The following is a 17,526-nucleotide window of genomic DNA, read 5'->3' as shown; positions in this document are numbered from 1 at the left end:
TCTTGAGGTGGTGCGTGATCTTAAAACGGGACCATGATGTCTCACGATCCGGACCATGGTCTAGAGCATCCGCAGGTCTCACTACGCTTGAAGCGTGGCTGACATCGTGATTCCCGCTGACATCAAGCCCGCCGACGGCCGCTTCGGCTGCGGGCCCTCGAAGGTACGCCCCGAGCAGCTCGCCGCTCTCGCCGACGCCGGGGCGAAGGTGATGGGCACCTCCCACCGGCAGAAGCCGGTGAAGAACCTCGTCGCCCGCGTCCGCGCCGGGCTCACCGACCTGTTCTCCCTCCCCGAGGGGTACGAGGTCGTGCTGGGCAACGGCGGCACCACAGCGTTCTGGGACATCGCGTCCTTCGGGCTGATCCGGGAGAAGTCGCAGCACCTGCACTTCGGGGAGTTCTCCTCGAAGTTCGCGACGGTCGCGAAGAAGGCCCCCTGGCTCGCCGACCCCTCGGTGATCAAGTCGGAGCCGGGCAGCCACCCGCTGCCGGTCGCCGAGGAGGGCGTGGACGTCTACGCGCTCACCCACAACGAGACCTCGACCGGCGTCGCCATGCCCATCAAGCGGCCGACCAGCGGTGGCGCGGACGACGAGTCGCTCGTCCTCGTGGACGCCACCAGCGGCGCCGGCGGCCTGCCGGTCTCCGCCGGGGAGTTCGACGTCTACTACTTCGCCCCGCAGAAGAGCTTCGCCTCCGACGGCGGCCTGTGGATCGCGCTGTTCTCGCCGAAGGCGCTGGCCCGGGTGACGGAGATCGCCGAGAGCGGCCGGTTCGTCCCCGAGTTCTTCAGCCTGCCGACCGCGATCGACAACTCGGTCAAGGACCAGACGTACAACACCCCGGCGGTCGCCACGCTGTTCCTGCTGGCCGACCAGATCGAGTGGATGAACGCCCAGGGCGGCCTCGCGTGGACCACCGCCCGGTCGGCCGACTCCGCCTCGCGGCTGTACACCTGGGCCGAGAAGACGTCGTACACCACGCCGTTCGTGGCCGACCCGGCGCAGCGCTCCAACGTCGTCGGGACCATCGACTTCGACGACGCCGTGGACGCCGCGGCGGTCGCGAAGGTGCTGCGGGCCAACGGCATCGTGGACACCGAGCCCTACCGCAAGCTCGGCCGCAACCAGCTGCGGATCGCGATGTTCCCGGCGATCGACCCCGCCGACGTCGAGGCGCTGACCTCCTGCGTCGACTACGTGGTCGAGCGTCTCTAGTGGTTCTCCCGGCGGCCGCCCCTCCGGCGGCCGCCGATCTCGCCGACGGTCTCCGGGCCGTCGGCTTTTTCGTTTTTCCGGACCTGTAACGGTGTGCGGCGCTTCGTCCAAGCAGGGATGTGTTCTGTCACACGACCGAGGGGAGCGCCGGTGCGCCGTGAACAGACGGGTCCGGCGGGCTTCGCCCGTGATCCCGATGAATTCGAAGCCTTCTACCGGCGGCATGTCGACGCCGTGACGCGGTTCCTGGCCAGGCGGGCGGACGATCCGCACACCGTCGCCGACCTCACGGCCGAGGTGTTCCTCGCCGTGCTCGATTCCGCGCACACCTACCGCCCGGACAGGGGCAGCGAGATCGCCTGGCTCTACGGCGTGGCGCGCAACACGGTGCTGGCACAGCGCCGCCGTACGGCGAGGGAGTTACGCGCCACCAGCAGGATCGCCGGCCGCCGCCTGCTCGACGCCGACGACATCGCCCGCCTGGAGGAACGCGTCGACGCCGAGTCGCCGGCCCGCCTCGCGCTGGAGGCGATGGCCGACCTGCCGGACGGCGACCGCGCGCTGCTGGAACTCGTGGCCGTGGACGGGCTCAGCCCCGCCGAGGCCGCCGCCGCGCTCGGCATCAGGCAGGGCACCGCCCGGGTCAGGCTGCACCGCGCCCGGCGGCAGGTCCAGCGCTTTCCCGGCGTCATGGAACTGATCGGAGGAACGAAGTGAACGACACTTTCGAGGACAGACTGCTCGCGGAACTCAAGGCGGAGATCGCGGCCCGGGAGGCACGGACGCGCGTGCCGGCCGTGCGCCGGATCGCCCGGCCCCGGTTCCTGGTCGGGGCCGCGATCGCCGCCGCCGCCGCGGCCGTCGCCGTACCGCTGGTGATCGGCGGGCAGACCCCGGCGTACGCGCTGACGAAGAACCCGGACGGCTCGATCAACCTCAAGATCAACGAGTTCAGGGACCCGGACCAGGTCGAGCGGGACCTGGCGAAGATGGGCGTGCACGCCGACATCACCTATCTGCCGCTCGGCAAGAGGTGCGCCTACGGGCGCGCTCCCGTGGTGAAGGGCGACCGGACCTCCTTCGCCAAGAAGGACCTGGAGAGCAAGGACCCGGCCGTCCAGGCGCGCATCCGGAGGGCGACGGAGAATCTCGCGTCCAGTAAGGCCATCCGGCCGAAGAACGGCATCACCATCCACCCCGAATTCATCGAGCCGGGGCAGATCGTCATGATCGAGGTCAACGAGAATCCGGTGGAGCCGGACGCCGGCCACCCGGGGGTCGCCTGGCAGTTCTCCGGCCGGCTGACGGAAGGGCCCGTGAAGCCCTGCCGGGTCGTCGACGATCCCGCTGCCTTCGACATCGGGACCGCCACCCCGCCTCCCGGCTCCTGAGCCGTTCGCCGGTCAGGTCCTGCGGCGGCGGAGCAGCCAGGCGGCGATCACGCCGCCGATGAGGCCGAACAGGTGGCCCTGCCAGGAGACACCCGGCTGGGTGGGCAGGGCCCCCCACAGGATCGAGTAGTACAGCACGGCGACCACGACGCCGAGGACGATGTCGAGGGTCCGGCGGTCGAACAACCCCCGGGCCACGACATAACCGAAGTATCCGAAGACGAGGCCGCTCGCGCCGATGGTCAGTGTGTCCGGCGGGCTGGTGAACCACACGCCCAGCCCGCTGACCAGGATGATGACCAGGCTCGCCGCGAGGAACCTGCCGATCCCCCGGATGGCGGCCACGAACCCCAGGATCAGCAGCGGCAGCGAGTTCGCCATCAGATGGCCGAACCCCGCGTGCAGGAACGGCGCGAACAGGATCCCGGGCAGGCCGTCCGGCTCGTGGGCGACGATGCCGTACCTGTCGAGCCGACCGCTTTCCATGTAGTCGACGATCTCGATCGCCCACATCACCCCGACGAGCACGATCATCAGGATCGCGCTGCCGAGGGCTCCGGTGAGCAGCGCGGACGTCCGCTCCCGCATCGACCGGCCCGGCCGGGGCAGCCCGGGCCCGGAATCACTCATGGTTTCACCGTACGCAGTCCCGCTCACGAACGAGCGGACTGCCCCGATCCGCCGGGATCATGCCGTCGGGTTTGCCAGAAGAGCCCGGGCGGCTGTATTTATAAATGAACAGTCATTTATAAATGGGAGGGGCCGGTGGCGGGACGTCCCCGCGGGGTGGACGATTCGGTGATCCTGCGTGCGGCGGCCGAGGTGATCGGCCGGGTGGGTCCGGCCGGGCTGACCCTCGCCGCGGTCGCCGACGAGGTGGGGCTCGTGCCCGGCACTCTCGTGCAGCGCTTCGGGTCCAAGCGCGGCCTGATGGTTGCGCTGGCGAGGCAGTCCGCGCACGACGCGGAGGCACACCACGAGCGGCTGCGGCAGGGGCGTCCCTCCCCGCTGGAGGCGCTCCTGGCGCTGGCCGAGGAGTCGATGGCTCTCATGGACACCCCGGAGCGCTTCGCCAATCACCTGGCGTTCCTGTGCATGGACCTCACCGATCCGCAACTGCACGAGTACGCCCTGGTCATCCACGAAGCGCAGCGAAGGGCGATCCTGGCCCTGCTGGACGAGGCGGTGGCCGAGGGTGAGCTACGGACCGGCACCGACACCGCCGCGCTGGCCGAGTCCGTCCAGGCGCTGATCGCCGGCACCGGGCTGACGTGGGCCCTCGACCGGCAGGGCACGCTGCCGGAGCGGCTCAGGAGGTCGGTCACCGCCCTCCTGGCGCCCCACAACCGCTGCGAGGAGAAACGATGAACGACGACAGACAGCCGCTCGCCGGGAAGGTCGCCCTGGTGGCAGGAGGCACGCGGGGCGGCGGACGCGGCATCGCCGTCGAACTCGGGGCAGCGGGCGCCACGGTCTACGTCACCGGCCGCAGCAGCACGGCCGGCCGCTCCGACCTGGACCGCCCGGAGACCGTCGAGGAGACCGCCGCGCGGGTCACAGCGGCCGGTGGCACCGGCATCGCCGTGCGCACCGACCACAGCGACCCCGAGGAGGTGCGCGCCCTGGTCGACCGGATCGCCGCCGAGCAGGACGGGCGGCTCGACGTCCTGGTCAACTCGGTGTGGGGCGGCGACGCGCTGACCGACTGGGAGCATCCTCTGTGGGAGCAGGACCTCGACACCGGCCTGCGGCTGCTGCGCCGGGCGGTGGATACCCACATCGTCACGAGCCGGTTCGCACTGCCGCTGATGGTCGCCCGCCGGAGCGGCCTGGTCGTGGAGGTCACCGACGGCAACACCGCCCGCTATCGCGGCTCGTTCTTCTACGACATCGCCAAGTCCACCGTGATCCGCCTCGCCGTGGCCCAGGCGGCGGAGCTCAAGCCGTACGGCGTCGCGGCCGTCGCCGTCACACCGGGTTTCCTGCGTTCGGAGGCCATGCTGGAGCACTTCGGCGTGACCGAGGCCAACTGGCGCGACGGTGTGGCGAAGGATCCGAACTTCGCCCATTCCGAGACCCCCGCCTATGTGGGACGGGCCGTCGCCGCCCTGGCCGCCGACCCCGGCATCATGGCCAAGACCGGACGCGCCCTGGCCACTTGGGGGCTGTACAAGGAGTACGGCTTCACCGACGTGGACGGCACGCAGCCGGACTTCGCCGCCCACTGGGCGAACGCCCTGGAAGCCGAGTACGGCCCCCTCGGCGACCCGCTCTGACCCGGCTTCGCTCTCGCCCACGGCGGCCGGGCTCCGCCGTGCGCCTCGTGACGGGGCGCAGCCCTCCTCCGGCCTGGTGCGGGCGTCGCGGTCGCGTCCGGTTACGACGCGGCGGACGGCGTGGGGGTCGGCCAGGCGACGACCTCGGGCACGCTGGTCGCCATCAGCCTGCCCTCGGCGACGATGCGGAGGCTGTGGTCTTCGTCGCGGGCGTGGCAGGTGAGAACCACCGGACCGGGCGCGTCCAGCTTCGCGGTGACGAAATAGGCGATCGAGAGGGTCGATACCGGCCCACCGATGCCGGACTGCTCCGGCCTGGCGGAAGTGACGCCCGTGGGCGTACTGACGTCACACTCGACGATGAATTAGGAGAGCGGGACGGGAGCGCACGTCATCATCGCGGCGGATGCGCCGTCCTCCGTCCGGGTCAGGACGCGTCCCAGTCGGACAGAGACGCTGCCCCAAGGACCGCCCAGGCGCCGGAGGCACATCCGAACCGCAGCGACTCGGGGCGCCCCTGCGCGGAGCGCCCCGAGTGGGCACTGCGCGGAGCGCCCCGAGCGGTCTTACGAGGTGTGCGGGTTACTCGCCCTTCCAGACGGGAGCGCGTTTCTCGGCGAAGGCCGCCGCGCCCTCCATGGCGTCCTTGGAGCCGAAGACGGGCGTGATGATCTCGCCCTGCTTGCGGAACATCTCGTCGAGCGACCAGTCGGCCGACTCGACGATGACCCGCTTGGTCGCGGCGAGCGCCAGCGGCGCGTTCGCCGCGATCGTGCGGGCCAGTTCGAGCGCGCCGTTGAGCGCCTCGCCCGGGTACGTGATCCGGTTGACCAGCCCCAGCTCGTACAGCCGGACGGCCGGGTAGTGGTCGCCGGTCAGCGCGATCTCCATGGCGACGTGGTAGGGGATTCTGCGCGGCAGCCGCATGATCCCGCCCGCGCCGGCGACCAGGCCGCGCTTGGGCTCCGGCAGGCCGAACTTGGCCTCCTCGGACGCGACGACGAGATCGCAGGACAAGGCCAGCTCGAACCCGCCGGCCAGCGCGTACCCCTCGACCGCGGCGATGATGGGCTTCTTCGGCGGCGCCTCGGTGATGCCGCCGAAACCCCGGCCCTCGACCACCGGCATGTCGCCGGTGAGGAAGCCCTTCAGGTCCATGCCCGCCGAGAACGTGCCACCGGCCCCGGTGAGGACGATCGCGGACACGTCGGGGCTTTCGTCCAGCTCGTCCAGGGCGGCCGCGATCCCGCGCGCCACCGCGCCGTTCACGGCGTTCCTGGCCTTGGGCCGGTTGATGGTGACGACGGCCACGCCGCCGTCGACGATCTCTACGAGTACCTCGTCCGGCTCAGCGGCCGGCCCGGAGTTCACCTCGGACACCTGACCTCACTCGGCTTACTTGGGCTGGAAGCGGATGCCGCCGTCGAAACGGATGACCTCGCCGTTCATGTAGTCGTTCTCGATCAGCGTGCGCACCAGGTGGCCGAACTCCGAGGCCTTGCCGAGCCGCTTCGGGAACGCCACGGGCCCGATGAGCTTGGCCTTGAAGTCCTCGGCGTTCTTGTCGCCGATCTTCCCGTAAATCGGGGTGTCGATGATCCCGGGCGCGATGGTGAGCACACGGACGCCGATGGCCGCGAGGTCGCGGGCGGCGGGCAGGGTCATGCCGATGATGCCGCCCTTCGACGCCGAGTACGCCACCTGGCCCGTCTGGCCCTCGATGCCGGCGACCGACGCGGTGTTGATGACGACGCCGCGGGCGCCGTCCTCGTCCGCCGGCTCGGTCTTGGCCATGGCCGCCGCGCCGATGCGCATGAGGTTGAAGGTTCCGATCAGGTTGACGTCGATCACCTTGCGGTAGGACGCCAGGTCGTGCGGCGAGCCGTCCCGTCCGACGGTGCGCTGCGCCCAGCCGATGCCGGCGCTGCTGATCACGGCGCGCAACGGCTTGCCGGTAGCGACCGCCGCCTCCACCGCGGCCTGCACCGACGCCTCGTCGGACACGTCGGTGTGGGCGAACACGCCGCCGATCTCGTCGGCCAGAGCCTTGCCGCGCTCCGCGTTGAGGTCGGCCACGACCACGGTCGCACCGACACGGGCCAGCTCGCGGGCCGTCGCCTCGCCGAGGCCGCTGGCACCGCCCGAGATGATTGCTGCTGCTCCGTTCAGATCCATAGCCGGACCTTAACGCGCGAACCGAATGAAGTTCTACTCGGGGTGCCGCAAAATCGCGGTATCGACGTCGGGGTAGACCTTGATCCGCCGGTCCAGGCCGGTCGTGCGCAGGATGCGGGCCACCGGAGGCTGCGGTGAGGCGAGGCACACCCCGCCGCCCTCGCTCGTGGCCAGCCGCCACGCCTCGATGAGCACGCTGAGCCCGCTGGAGTCCATGAACGACAGCTCGCCGAGGTCCAGCACGAGCGTCGGGCCGTCGTCGCGTATGGCGTCCCGGATCTCGTCACGCAGGAACGGAGCCGTGAACAGGTCGAGTTCCCCCTCCACAGCCACCACGACGGCGTTGGAAAGCGATTGGCGTGCGAGCCGCAGCTTCATCGTCGGGACCTCCTCAGCTCCGGCCCACTTTACTTATCCATCACCCTCGCTGAGCAGGGACGGCGAAGCCGTAAGGAAGTTCGAGCCGGTGCGAGGCGAGCAACCGCTCGTCGGCGAGCAGCGCGTGCGTCGGCCCGTCGGCGGCGATCACCCCCTCGGACATGATGAGCGAACGCTCGCACAGCTCCAGCGCGTACGGCAGGTCGTGGGTGACCATCAGCACGGTCACGTCCAGGTCCTTGAGGATCTCGGCCAGCTCACGGCGGGACGCCGGGTCGAGGTTGGACGACGGCTCGTCGAGGACGAGGATCTCCGGCTCCATCGCCAGCACCGTGGCCACCGCCACCCTGCGGCGCTGACCGAAGGACAGGTGGTGCGGCGGCCGGTCGATCGCGTCCAGCATGCCGACGCGCTCCAGCGCGTCGTGCACGCGGCGGTCGAGTTCCGCGCCGCGCAGTCCGAGGTTGGCCGGGCCGAACGCGACGTCCTCCCGCACGGTCGGCATGAAGAGCTGGTCGTCCGGATCCTGGAACACCAGCCCGACCCGGCGGCGGATCTCCCGCAGGGTGTCCGCGCGCACCGCGAGCCCGGCCACCTCCACCGTCCCGTGCCCGGCCGTGAGAATGCCGTTGAGGTGCATGACGAGCGTGGTCTTGCCCGCGCCGTTCGGGCCGAGCAGGGCGACCCGCTCCCCCCGCTCGATCGTCAGGTCCACGCCGTACAACGCCTGCGTCCCGTCGGGATAGGCGTACGCGAGCCTGCTCACCGTGAGCGAGGGGCTGCCGGAGGTCATGTCGTGCTCCACGCCAGTAGGGCCGTCACCGCGGCGAGGCAAGGCAGCATGCCCGCCATCGCCCAGTCTCGCCCAGTCGCTGATATATCCCTAATCGTCGGCATCTCGCCTGTGTAGCCGCGGCTCAGCATCGCGAGGTGGACCCGCTCCCCCCGCTCGTACGAGCGGATGAACAGGGCGCCCGCCGACTTCGCCAGCACGGGGGCCTGCCGCAGGTCCCTGGCGACGAATCCCCGCGACTCCCTGGCGATCCGCATGCGCCGCATCTGGTCGAGGATCACGTCGAGGTAGCGCAGCATGAAGGTCGCGATCTGCACGAGCAGCCGGGGCAGCCGCAGCCGCTCGGCGCCGAGCAGCATCATCCGGGGCTCGGTCGTGGCCGCCAGCAGGATCGAGGCGACCACGCCCAGCGTGGCCTTGGCCAGGATGTTCCAGGCCGCCCACAGGCCGGGCGCGCTCAACGACAGGCCGAGCACCTGGACCCGCTCGCCCGTGCCGATCAGCGGAATCGCCACCGCGAACAGCACGAAAGGCACCTCGATCGCCATGCGCCGCACGATCGCGCCCGCAGGCACCCGGGCGGCGACCGCGACGGTGGCCAGCAGCAGCGCGTCGACGGCGAACGCCCAGAAGCGCTCGCGCGGCGTGGCGACCACGAACACCGCGAACGCGACGACCGCCGCCAGCTTGCACTGGGGCGGCAGCCGGTGGACGGGCGTGTCGGCGGGCCGGTAGATCGGGTGATGGTGCCCGGCGCTCACTTCGCACTCACAGTGTCATCATCGCGGACCCACCCCGCCCGGATGCGGGCAGGGCGCTCACTGCCTCGTCGGCGTCGTGCTCGCCGGACTCGGCGGAATCACTGGGCGCTCGCGGGCGTCATTCCGTCGGCCGCGCGCCGGCGCCGGCGGACGACGTAGAACACGCCGCCTCCGGCCGCGACCGTCAGCGCGACCCCCGCCACCCCGGCCAGGCCGCCGGACAGCCGCTGGTTCTCCACGCCCTTGACGCTGTATCCGGCCAGCGGGCCGTCCTCCGCCGCGTGCGGCTTCTCCTGCGTGCTCAGGCCCTTGTCCGCCGCCACCTTCTCCAGCCCGTCGGGAGCGCTGGAGGCGTAGAACGAGACGACGCCGGCCAGCAGCACGGCCACGAGAGCGCCGCCCACCAGGACCGGGCGCAGGCCGATCCCGGCCGAGGGCGCCTCCGGAGCCGCCGGTGCGCCCTGCTGACCCACCTGCACATCCCCGTCGGCGGTGCGCAGCGTCAGCGCCCTGGTCATCCCGCGCGCGCCGTACACGAGGTCGGGACGCACGGCCAGCACGCTGCTCACGGTGAGCGCGGTGATGAAGCCCTCGCCGAGCCCGATGAGCAGGTGCACGCCGCCCATCGCGGCGGCCACCGAGCCCACCTCGATCGGCGCGGTGCCGCCGAGCCAGAACAGGGCCGTGAAGACGAGCGCCGCCGCCGGGACGGAGACCAGCGCCGCCGCGAACGACGCGGCCACCAGCGTCGCCCGCCCGCGTGGCTTGCCCCCGGTGATCAGCCGGAACACCGCCCAGCCGACCACCGCGGTCACGATCGCCATCAGCGTGATGTTGACGCCCAGCGCGGTCAGCCCGCCGTCGGCGAAGAAGAACCCCTGGACGAGCAGCACGACCGCGACGCACAACACGGCGGTGTACGGCCCGACGAGTATCGCCGCCAGGGCCCCGCCGAGCAGGTGACCGCTGGTGCCGGCCGCCACGGGGAAGTTGAGCATCTGCGCCGCGAAGATGAACGCGGCCACCAGGCCCGCCATGGGGGCGGTCCGGTCGTCGAGCTCCCGTTTGGCGCCCCGCAGGCACACGGCCACCCCGGCGGCCGCGAAGACCCCGGCGCCGACGGACACGGGAACGTCAAAGAACCCATCGGGCACGTGCACGGCTATAACCCCTTCGAAACGGGCGAATCTCCTCCCACTTTAGAGCACCGAGTTGTTGTTGCAAATAATTCGCAATTAGTGCCGGCGCAGGACCCGGACCGTCCGCCTGACCACGGTCAACGGGGTCGCCACCCGCACCGACACACTGAGCCGCCGGTTGACCGCCGTGGCGTACGGCCGGACGGTCCACTGCACCACTCCCCATCGCATCGCGCCGCGCCACCACCGCAGGGGCCGGCCCAGCGCGTCCGCGTCGGCGACCTTGACCGGGAAGCGCGCCGGCGGGCCGCCGAGGCCGAGTTCGAGATAGGCGTCCCAGGTGCCGGGCCGCAGGCCTGCCGTCTCGGCCGCGAACTCCCGTGGCCCCACCGACACGGCCCGCTCGCGGTGTTCCCGCCCCGACGCCCGCTCGCGCCAGATCAGGTGCCGTACCGCCGCGGCGGCGGCCTCCTCGCCCACCAGCGCCAGGCCCTCGACTCGAAGCCGCCTGCCCCGCCACCACGCCCGCGTCAGCCGTACGACGGCGGGGATCCGGACGACGTGCCCTCCGACGTCGAGGCCGAGGTGGCCGTGGGATCGGGTGAGGAAGGGCACCGCGACGACCCCGCCCACCAGGCGGGCGGGCGGAGCGCCGGCACCGGGTTCGCGGCGGGAGCCGAGCCGGGCGAGCCTGCGCGCGCCCTCGCACTCGACGGCCACATGGACGTCCCACACTCCGGCCGGCAGCGCGGCCACGTCGAGCACGGCGGTGAAGGATCCGGCGCCGGGCCCGCCGCGGGTCAGGGAGGGCACGCGCTCCTCACGCGACAGGCGCTCGCGCAGCACCAGGCCCACGGTGCTGTCCAATACGAGGCCTTCCAGTGCGGTGCTGTCCGTGCCGGCGAGGGCGGCCCACCCTTCGATCACCAGGCGGTCGCCCCGCCACTCCACCCCGGTCAGCCGGTGCCGCAGCGGCGCGGCCTCGACGCGCGCGAGCCGTACGAGCCGGTCGGGGTCGTCGAGCGCGGCGACGCGGGCGGCGTCCACGCCGTCGAGACCGGCGCGCACGCCCGGCGTCAGCCACTGGCCGCAGATGTCGGCCACCTCAACGGCGATCTTCTCGCGCTCGGCCTCGCAGGCGGCCAGGAACGGCACCCCGAGCTGGGCCAGCACGTCGCGGCGCAGGTGCCGCAGGAGCAGACGGTCGCGCAGCGCGCCGGGCGGCACGTGCCGCGCCATGACCTCGATGGGCGTGCGGACCACGCGCAGCCAGCCGAGCGGATCCCGCGCGGACGCCTCACCCCCGCCCTCCGCGTGATAGCAGTCCCCGTCCGCGACCACCGAGATCACCCGCGCGTGACAGTACGCGTGGACGGTGAAGGCCATGTCCTCGCCGCGCCGCTGCGTCTCATCGAAGCGGATGGCGTGCCGTTCCAGGAAGTCCCGGCGGAAGAGCTTGAAGCAGGACAGATCGTCGTAGACGGCGGTTAAGGCGGCCCTGTCGGCGCTCTCCCGCAACCCCTGGCGCATACCGGCGACCTTCCCCACGACGACGTCGGCGCCGTTCCGGTCGGCCGCGGCGACCAGGCGGGCCAGCGCGTCGGGGGCGAGGTGGTCCCCCGCGTCGCAGAAGAAGACGTATCTGCCGGTCGCCCGTTCCAGTCCGCGGTTGCGGGCGCCGCCGGGCGTGCCGGGCTGGGCGTCCTGGACCACGGTGATCAGCCGGGGGTGGTGCGCGGCGTAGAGGCCGAGCAGCGCCCGGGTTCCGTCCCGCGAGCCGCCGTCGACCACGATGATCTCCTTGGCGACCCGCTGCACGAGCAGCGAGGTGAGGCAACGGTCGAGTGACGCCCGGCGGTTGTACGCCGGGACGACGACGCTGACGTCGATCCCCCGATCGGCGCGCTGGTCACTCTCCGTATCCATCGCCCTTCATTATGTGCCGACGACCCGCCCCAACCCCGCCTTCGCCGCGCCGAGTCACAGAACGGCACGTCGCTCAGGTCGACGACGAGGTGAGCCGCGCCTCCCGCGGCCCAGTCCGCCAGCACCCGCGCCTCCAGGAGGTCCGCGTCACGGGACCCGAGCTCGCCCGCGACCCGTACGACCGTGCAGTGGCCGCCCGCGACCACGCGGAGGTGTACGAGACCCATCACGGCTCCCTGCTCGACCACACCAGCCATAACAGCGTTATGAGCTCTCACCTATATATAACATCGTTATGAAGGGGAGGCGCCAGATGAGTCCTCGAACCGCCGATCCGGCCGTACGCACCCGGTTGATCGAGGCCGCCGCCCGGCTGCTGGATGCCGGAGGCCGTCAGGCGCTCACCACCCGCCGCCTGGCCGCCGAAGTCGGGGTGTCGACGATGGCGGTCTACACGCACTTCGGCGGCATGGACGAGCTGGTCACAGAGGTCGTACGGGAGAGCTACTCCAGACTCGGCCGAGCCCTGGCCCGCGTGCCGGAGACCGCCGATCCGGTGACGGACCTCATGGCGCTGTGCCGCGCCTACCGGGGCAACGCGCTGGCGAACACCAGCCTGTACGCCACCATGCTCGGCTTCACTCCCACATCCGACGACCAGCGGTGGGGGGCTCAGGCGTTGCAGGCGCCGCTTTCGGCGATCCGGCGGTGCCTCGCGAGCGGGCGCTTCCGTCCCGCCGAGCCGCTGCTGCTCGCGCATCAGGCGTGGTGCGGCGTGCATGGTCTCGTCGCGCTCGAACTCGGCGGCTATTTCTTCCCTCCCTCGCTCGCCGAGCAGTGCTTCGAGGCCCTGCTCCGGGACTTCGCCGTGGGCGCGGGCGACACGGTGGAGGCCGCTGCGCGCTCATTGGAGGCTTCGCGCTTCTCACGGGCGGGACCGCCGGCGGCCGCCGAGTAGCGGGGCCGGCGCGCGACGCGGCAGACTGAGCGCTCACCGAGTCACCGGGGGTTTCGCGTCGATGCGCACCGCGTTGTTCCCAGAGGGTTTCGTCTGGGGAGTGTCCACGTCCGCGTTCCAGATCGAGGGCGCCACCGACCGCGACGGCCGGGGCCCCTCCATCTGGGACGCCTTCGCGGGCGGGGCCTATGGCGACCCGGCCTGCGACCACTACGCGCGCCACCCGGAGGACGTCCGGCTGATGCAGGACCTGGGCATCGCCGCCTACCGGTTCTCGGTCAGCTGGCCACGCGTGCTGCCGGAGGGGCACGGCCGCGTCAACGGCCCGGGGCTCGACTTCTACGACAGGCTCGTGGACGAGTTGCTGGAGGCGGGCATCGCGCCGTACGCGACGCTGTACCACTGGGACCTGCCGCGGGCGCTGCAGGACCGCGGGGGGTGGACCTCGCGCGAGGTGGCCCGTCACTTCGCCGACTACGCCCGTGTCGTGTACGACAGGATCGGCGACCGCGTGGACACCTGGTTCACGTTCAACGAGCCCTGGGTCGCCGCCTTCCTCGGCCACGCCTCGGGAGTGCACGCCCCGGGCGTGCGGTCGGCGGCCGACGCCTTCGTCAGCGCCCACCACATGCTGCTCGCGCACGGGCTGGGCCTGGAGGCGCTGCGCGCCCAGGGCGCCGCCAGGGCCGGCGTCGTGCTGAACCTCTCCCCCGTCCTCACCCCCGCGCAACTCGGGGACATGTCCACCGACATCCCCCAAGAGGACGCCGAGGCGGTGGCGAGGATCGACGCCCTGCACAACCGGCAGTTCCTGGAGCCGGTGCTGCGCGGCCGCTACCCCGCAGACCTGCTGCCCCTGATCGAGAAGACCGCCGGGCTCGACCACATCCACGACGGGGACCTCGATCTCATCGGGCGGCCCATCGACCTGCTGGGGATCAACTACTACACGCCCATCGCGGTGCAGGCCCAGCCCAGTGCCGCGGCCGACCCGGCCTTCCCGGGCAGCGAGGGCGTCCTGTTCTGCAGCGTGCCCACGGCCGTCACCGCCATGGGCTGGCCCATCATGCCGAGCGGCCTGTCCCTGCTCCTGCGACGCCTGTCCGAGGAGTATCCCGAGACCGAGCTGATGATCACCGAGAACGGCGCCGACTTCGAGGACGTCGTGACCGGCGACGGCATCCACGACGTCGACCGGATCAGCTTCGTCGAGGAGCACCTGCGGGCCCTGCGGGCCTCGATCGACCAGGGCGCCCGGGTCCGCGGCTACCTGCTGTGGTCGCTGCTCGACTGCGTCGAATGGGCGGACGGCTACCGGCGCAAGTTCGGCATCGTCCACGTCGACTTCACCACGCAGCGGCGACTGCTCAAGGACAGCGCGCTGTGGTATCGCGACGTCATCAAGCGCAACGGGCTCGGCGCGGAGCGGCCGAAGCGGCCCACTCTCGAGACCGTCGCCGCCCGCTCAGGCGTCTCCCGGGCCACGGTCTCGCGGGTCGTGAACGGGGAGGCGCGGGTCAGCCCCGATGTGCGCGCCGCCGTGCTGCGCGCCGTGCAGGAGCTGGGCTACGTGCCCAACGCCGCCGCCAGGAGCCTCGTCACCCGACGGACCGACTCGGTCGCACTCGTCCTGTCGGTTCCCCGGCACGGCGGCGAGGCGCTGACCTCCGCCGTCGTCCAGTACGTCACCAGCGTCCTGGAAGGAGCCGGCAAGCAGATCACGCTCATGCTCGCCGACACGGCCGAGAGCCATCGGCGCATCCTCCGGCACGTGGAGGCGCGGCAGGTCGACGGGGTCGTGCTGGTCCCTCCGGACGGCCCGGACACGCTCACCGAGCGGCTCGCCCGCACCGGAGTGCCGGTCGTGCTGCTCGGCAAGCCCGCGATCGCCTCCCTCGTGCCGCACGTGGACGTGGACAACGCGGGCGGCGCGAGGGCGGCCACCCGGCACCTGCTCGACCGGGGCCGCCGCCGTATCGGGGTGATCTGCGGCCCCATGGACCTCGTCGCCGTACAGGACCGCCTCGCCGGGCACCTGGCCACGCTCCACGAGGACGGGCTGCGACCGGTGATCGCGCTCGCCGGCCTGGACAGCGGGTCGGGCGCCGCCGCGGCCCGCGAGCTCCTGTCCGGCGACCAGGACCTGGACGCCGTGTTCGCCACGTCGGACGAGCTGGCGATCGGCGCCATGGAGGCGGCGCGTGAGGAGGGACTGCGGGTGCCGGAAGACCTGGCGATCGTCGGCTTCGGCGACATCCACGCCGCCTCCTGCACGACCCCGGCGCTCACGACCGTCCGGGTGCCCGCCGCGGACCAGGCCCTGGCTCTGGCGCGCCTGCTCCTGTCCCGCCTCGACGGCCGCCACGCCGGCCCCGTCGTCCTCCCCACGCGCCTGGTGGTCCGCGCCACGACGTGACCCTCGCGACCCTCACCTGCGATGATCTACCAGGGGATCGGGCCCTCCTCCGAGCTGAACGTGCCGGTCGGGCCGCCGGGCGGAAGGGTCGCCATCCGCACGGCCACCGCCGCGCCCTCGGCCGCCGTACGGGTGCCGGTGTGGCCGGTCAGGTCGGTGGCGCAGTGGCCCGGGTCGACCGCGTTGACGAGGACGCCGGACCCGGCCAGCTCGTTCGCGTAGAGCACGGTGAGCGCGTTGAGCGCGCTCTTCGCCGAGTTGTAGGCCAGCATCGCCCACCCCACGTTGAAGTCGTCCTTCGCCTGGGTGAGGGTGAGGGAGGCCAGCCGGGTGGTCATATTGACGACCCTGGCCTCGCCGGCCGCCCGCAGCAGCGGGATCATCGCGCGGGTGACGGTGACGACCCCGAACACGCCCACCTCGTAGGTGGCGCGCATGTGGTCGGCCGTCGCGTCCGCCGGGCTGACGCCGTAGTCGCCGCAGATCGCGGCGTTGTTGACCAGCACGTCGAGCCGCCCGAACTCCTCTCCGACGAGCTTGGCCGCGCTCGCGACCATCGCGTCGTCGGTGACGTCGAGCAGCACGGGACGGGTGCCTTCGGGGGCGTGGCTCTCGTCGCGTACCCCGGCGAACACCGTCATGCCGCGCCCGGCGAGCTGCCGCGCGTGTGGGAGGGCATCGCCCTGCACACCACGCCGGAGATCCCCTACCGGCTGGAGCCCGAGGTGGCCCTGGTGACCGCCGGGGTGGAGGCCGACGTGCTCGGCATCGGGTACGCCGACCTGGCCCCCGAGGACGTCGCCGCGGTCGTCGCCGCCCATCCGCGTCCCGACTTCAAGCGGCAGATCCGGCGGCGTTCACCGAGGGGTTCAAGGATCGTCCCGACACCACGTTCGGCACCGTCAACGCCGACGTGCTGGAGCACTTCGTGCCCGGGTTCCGGCGCATCGACTTCGTCGAGGTGATTCAGGGCTCCGCCTGGCCCGAGTAGCTGCCTGCCATCGATCTTTCGCGGCGTACGGCATAGGTTGTCTGGTGTCGTCCCCCGGTGCGAAGGCAGGTTTTTGTGACTCACGAACTCAGCCACGAGCGGTTCGAGACCCTCAAGCGCGAATTCGAGGCGATCGACGGCGACGGCGACGGCTTCATCACCGAGGCGGAGCTGCGGTCACACTTTCCCGACCTGCCGCCGGAGGCGATCGGCGCGCTCGACCGGGACGCCGACGTGGACGCCGACGGCCGGTTCTCCCTGGAGGAGTTCATCCGCCTGACCGGCGCGCGCGACTGAAAGCGCCGCATGAGGCGCACAAAAACTGCGCCACACGCAAATTTACGCCTCCCGCATCTTTGCGCCATGCGCAAGTAGTTGTATGGTGATCCTGTGAGCAGGGAAGGCGAGCGTCCGAAGCTGCGCGAGCGCAAGAAGCAGGAGACGCGCATCGCGCTGAGCTGGGCGGCGATCCGGCTCGCCGTGGAGCGCGGGCTGGAGAACGTACGCGTGGAGGACATCGCCGCGGAGGCGCGCGTGGCTCCGCGGACCTTCAACAACTACTTCTCCAGCAAGGGCGAGGCGATCGCCGCCAGGCACCTCGACCGCGCCCGCCTGATCGCACAGGAGCTGCGCCGCCGCCCGGCGTCGGAACCCCTGTGGGAGGCCATCAAGATTGCCGTGGTCACCCAGCTCGCGATGGGCGAGAGCTACGACGCCAGGCAGCCGGACCAGCAGTGGCAGACCGGCATCCAGCTTATGATCAGCGAACCCTCGTTGCAGGGCGAGATGCTCAAGGCCAACGCCATCGCCGAGGACGAGCTGGCCGCGGCCATCGCCGAACGGACCGGCACCGACGTCGCCCGCGACCTCTACCCGCGCCTGGTGGCGGGCGCGGCGGGGGCAGCGATCAGGGTGGCGATGGACCAGTGGTTGCGGGCCGACCCGCCGGTGCCCGTTCGACCGCTCATCGAGGACGCGCTCGACCGGCTCGCCGCCGGACTGCCCGAGCCCTGACAGAAAGACGCCCCAGCTCCCGCCGGGGCGTTCCCGAACTCGCGATGTGACGTGCCACGCCGGCACGCCGCTCGGCCTTCCACGCCCTG

The 17,526-nt window shown here is 71.6% G+C and carries 20 protein-coding genes and 1 pseudogene; 10 read left to right on the top strand and 11 right to left on the bottom strand.

Features of this window, described 5'->3' with window-relative positions; genetic code table 11:
* The first annotated feature begins 94 nt into the window (after positions 1 to 94).
* From serC to IL992_RS35055, 3 genes are all read left to right on the top strand, one after another.
* Positions 95 to 1,219 carry a phosphoserine transaminase gene (serC, locus tag IL992_RS35065; protein WP_193207607.1) on the top strand — a complete coding sequence of 375 codons (1,125 nt, stop codon included), beginning with the start codon at positions 95 to 97 and terminating at the stop codon, positions 1,217 to 1,219.
* A 150-nt stretch (positions 1,220 to 1,369) separates the two neighbouring features.
* The gene (locus tag IL992_RS35060) at positions 1,370 to 1,936 is read left to right on the top strand and encodes an RNA polymerase sigma factor (RefSeq protein WP_319019024.1); all 567 of its coding nucleotides are present in this window, start codon (positions 1,370 to 1,372) and stop codon (positions 1,934 to 1,936) included.
* Positions 1,933 to 2,610 (top strand): hypothetical protein, encoded by a 678-nt coding sequence (locus tag IL992_RS35055; RefSeq protein WP_193207605.1) that lies wholly within the window; start codon positions 1,933 to 1,935, stop codon positions 2,608 to 2,610. The genes IL992_RS35060 and IL992_RS35055 overlap by 4 nt, the downstream gene beginning before the upstream one ends.
* A 12-nt stretch (positions 2,611 to 2,622) precedes the next feature.
* On the opposite strand, the gene IL992_RS35050 is transcribed toward IL992_RS35055, so the two are convergent.
* Positions 2,623 to 3,240 (bottom strand): rhomboid family intramembrane serine protease, encoded by a 618-nt coding sequence (locus tag IL992_RS35050; protein WP_193207604.1) that lies wholly within the window; start codon positions 3,238 to 3,240, stop codon positions 2,623 to 2,625.
* 135 nt (positions 3,241 to 3,375) lie between these two features.
* Here IL992_RS35050 and IL992_RS35045 point away from each other — a divergent pair, with 135 nt between their 5' ends.
* Positions 3,376 to 3,978, top strand: a complete 603-nt coding sequence (locus IL992_RS35045) for a TetR/AcrR family transcriptional regulator (RefSeq protein WP_193207603.1) — start codon at positions 3,376 to 3,378, stop codon at positions 3,976 to 3,978.
* On the top strand, positions 3,975 to 4,886 hold the full coding sequence (locus IL992_RS35040) for an SDR family oxidoreductase (RefSeq protein WP_193207602.1): 912 nt from the start codon (positions 3,975 to 3,977) through the stop codon (positions 4,884 to 4,886). Before IL992_RS35045 ends, IL992_RS35040 begins: the two co-directional genes overlap by 4 nt.
* Positions 4,887 to 4,987: 101 nt before the next feature.
* Here IL992_RS35040 and IL992_RS47950 read toward each other — a convergent pair whose 3' ends face one another.
* The 9 genes and pseudogenes from IL992_RS47950 to IL992_RS49110 all read right to left on the bottom strand — a co-directional run.
* Positions 4,988 to 5,116: a hypothetical protein gene (locus IL992_RS47950; RefSeq protein WP_264295155.1), complete on the bottom strand. Its 129-nt coding sequence runs from the start codon at positions 5,114 to 5,116 to the stop codon at positions 4,988 to 4,990.
* Between the two features lie 352 nt (positions 5,117 to 5,468).
* Complete coding sequence (locus tag IL992_RS35035; RefSeq protein ID WP_319019023.1) at positions 5,469 to 6,266, bottom strand: crotonase/enoyl-CoA hydratase family protein; 798 nt, start codon at positions 6,264 to 6,266, stop codon at positions 5,469 to 5,471.
* 15 nt (positions 6,267 to 6,281) lie between these two features.
* Complete coding sequence (locus tag IL992_RS35030) at positions 6,282 to 7,061, bottom strand: SDR family NAD(P)-dependent oxidoreductase (RefSeq protein WP_193207601.1); 780 nt, start codon at positions 7,059 to 7,061, stop codon at positions 6,282 to 6,284.
* 33 nt (positions 7,062 to 7,094) lie between these two features.
* Positions 7,095 to 7,439, bottom strand: a complete 345-nt coding sequence (locus IL992_RS35025; protein WP_193207600.1) for an STAS domain-containing protein — start codon at positions 7,437 to 7,439, stop codon at positions 7,095 to 7,097.
* Between the two features lie 40 nt (positions 7,440 to 7,479).
* Positions 7,480 to 8,232: an energy-coupling factor ABC transporter ATP-binding protein gene (locus tag IL992_RS35020; protein ID WP_193207599.1), complete on the bottom strand. Its 753-nt coding sequence runs from the start codon at positions 8,230 to 8,232 to the stop codon at positions 7,480 to 7,482.
* Positions 8,229 to 8,993 carry a cobalt ECF transporter T component CbiQ gene (gene cbiQ, locus IL992_RS35015; RefSeq protein ID WP_193207598.1) on the bottom strand — a complete coding sequence of 255 codons (765 nt, stop codon included), beginning with the start codon at positions 8,991 to 8,993 and terminating at the stop codon, positions 8,229 to 8,231. The genes IL992_RS35020 and cbiQ overlap by 4 nt, the downstream gene beginning before the upstream one ends.
* Positions 8,994 to 9,091: 98 nt before the next feature.
* Entirely contained in the window at positions 9,092 to 10,153 is a 1,062-nt protein-coding gene (locus IL992_RS48660; RefSeq protein ID WP_193207597.1) for an energy-coupling factor ABC transporter permease, read from the bottom strand.
* Between the two features lie 75 nt (positions 10,154 to 10,228).
* Positions 10,229 to 12,058 carry a glycosyltransferase family 2 protein gene (locus IL992_RS35005; protein WP_193207596.1) on the bottom strand — a complete coding sequence of 610 codons (1,830 nt, stop codon included), beginning with the start codon at positions 12,056 to 12,058 and terminating at the stop codon, positions 10,229 to 10,231.
* A 59-nt stretch (positions 12,059 to 12,117) separates the two neighbouring features.
* Positions 12,118 to 12,285 (bottom strand): annotated as a pseudogene (locus IL992_RS49110) (STAS domain-containing protein); the annotation flags it as partial.
* Positions 12,286 to 12,371: 86 nt separating this feature from the next.
* On the opposite strand from IL992_RS49110, the gene IL992_RS35000 reads away from it, so the two are divergent.
* A complete protein-coding gene (locus IL992_RS35000) occupies positions 12,372 to 13,016 on the top strand; it encodes a TetR/AcrR family transcriptional regulator (protein WP_193207595.1) in 645 nt (214 codons plus the stop codon).
* Between the two features lie 61 nt (positions 13,017 to 13,077).
* Positions 13,078 to 15,432, top strand: a complete 2,355-nt coding sequence (locus IL992_RS48655) for a GH1 family beta-glucosidase (protein WP_193207594.1) — start codon at positions 13,078 to 13,080, stop codon at positions 15,430 to 15,432.
* A gap of 26 nt (positions 15,433 to 15,458) precedes the next feature.
* Here the strand turns inward: IL992_RS48655 and IL992_RS34990 are convergent, their stop codons facing one another.
* On the bottom strand, positions 15,459 to 16,073 hold the full coding sequence (locus IL992_RS34990; RefSeq protein ID WP_264295154.1) for an SDR family NAD(P)-dependent oxidoreductase: 615 nt from the start codon (positions 16,071 to 16,073) through the stop codon (positions 15,459 to 15,461).
* On the opposite strand from IL992_RS34990, the gene IL992_RS47945 reads away from it, so the two are divergent.
* The 3 genes from IL992_RS47945 to IL992_RS34980 all read left to right on the top strand — a co-directional run bounded on the left by IL992_RS47945 (position 16,038) and on the right by IL992_RS34980 (position 17,437).
* A complete protein-coding gene (locus IL992_RS47945) occupies positions 16,038 to 16,397 on the top strand; it encodes a hypothetical protein (protein ID WP_264295153.1) in 360 nt (119 codons plus the stop codon). The genes IL992_RS34990 and IL992_RS47945 overlap by 36 nt on opposite strands.
* 101 nt (positions 16,398 to 16,498) lie before the next feature.
* Complete coding sequence (locus tag IL992_RS34985; RefSeq protein ID WP_193207592.1) at positions 16,499 to 16,720, top strand: EF-hand domain-containing protein; 222 nt, start codon at positions 16,499 to 16,501, stop codon at positions 16,718 to 16,720.
* Between the two features lie 93 nt (positions 16,721 to 16,813).
* Positions 16,814 to 17,437 carry an acyl-CoA-like ligand-binding transcription factor gene (locus IL992_RS34980; RefSeq protein WP_193207591.1) on the top strand — a complete coding sequence of 208 codons (624 nt, stop codon included), beginning with the start codon at positions 16,814 to 16,816 and terminating at the stop codon, positions 17,435 to 17,437.
* Positions 17,438 to 17,526 lie beyond the last annotated feature (89 nt).

Source organism: Microbispora sitophila, from assembly GCF_014892245.1.
Lineage (GTDB): Bacteria > Actinomycetota > Actinomycetes > Streptosporangiales > Streptosporangiaceae > Microbispora > Microbispora siamensis.
The sequence above is the reverse complement of the archived record's forward strand: the minus strand, read 5'-3'. Positions and strand labels throughout refer to the sequence as shown.

Coding starts and splice junctions, on each gene's coding strand:
- IL992_RS35030 (WP_193207601.1), bottom strand. CDS start 7,061: ATGGATCTGAACGGAGCAGCAGCAATCATCTCGGGCGGTGCCAGCGGC.
- IL992_RS35000 (WP_193207595.1), top strand. CDS start 12,372: ATGAGTCCTCGAACCGCCGATCCGGCCGTACGCACCCGGTTGATCGAG.
- IL992_RS35040 (WP_193207602.1), top strand. CDS start 3,975: ATGAACGACGACAGACAGCCGCTCGCCGGGAAGGTCGCCCTGGTGGCA.
- IL992_RS35005 (WP_193207596.1), bottom strand. CDS start 12,058: ATGGATACGGAGAGTGACCAGCGCGCCGATCGGGGGATCGACGTCAGC.
- IL992_RS34990 (WP_264295154.1), bottom strand. CDS start 16,073: ATGACGGTGTTCGCCGGGGTACGCGACGAGAGCCACGCCCCCGAAGGC.
- IL992_RS35020 (WP_193207599.1), bottom strand. CDS start 8,232: ATGACCTCCGGCAGCCCCTCGCTCACGGTGAGCAGGCTCGCGTACGCC.
- IL992_RS48655 (WP_193207594.1), top strand. CDS start 13,078: ATGCGCACCGCGTTGTTCCCAGAGGGTTTCGTCTGGGGAGTGTCCACG.
- IL992_RS35025 (WP_193207600.1), bottom strand. CDS start 7,439: ATGAAGCTGCGGCTCGCACGCCAATCGCTTTCCAACGCCGTCGTGGTG.
- IL992_RS35050 (WP_193207604.1), bottom strand. CDS start 3,240: ATGAGTGATTCCGGGCCCGGGCTGCCCCGGCCGGGCCGGTCGATGCGG.